The sequence below is a fragment of the Pseudomonas sp. MD330_10 genome, assembly GCF_042610415.1.
GTDB classification, from domain to species: Bacteria; Pseudomonadota; Gammaproteobacteria; order Pseudomonadales; family Pseudomonadaceae; genus Aquipseudomonas; species Aquipseudomonas rhodesiae.
In genome coordinates, this window is record NZ_JBHGZU010000179.1 from 1 (window position 1) to 233 (window position 233).

Genomic DNA, 233 nt, shown 5'->3' on the forward strand with positions numbered 1-233 from the left:
GGGCTAGCCACGGCGCACAGGTTGCTGGCAACGCAACGCTCTTCGCCATCGGGGTCGAGGGTAAGTACTATGCGGACGCGATAGCGCGGCGGCAGGTACACAGCTTCTTCCGGGTATTGCAGGGTGTCGCGTTTGCGGTAGCCATGGCCGTAAAGCATCACCTGGCTTCGCAACTGGGTACCGGTACCCTTAACGATGTCGCCAATAATTTTGAACATGGGTCAAATCCTCAC

At 57.9% G+C, this 233-nt stretch carries 1 pseudogene; it reads right to left on the reverse strand.

Annotation, left to right across the window (positions count from 1 at the left end):
- Nucleotides 1–218 (reverse strand): annotated as a pseudogene (locus ACFZPT_RS27110) (NADH-quinone oxidoreductase subunit I); the annotation flags it as partial.
- Nucleotides 219–233: the final 15 nt, after the last annotated feature.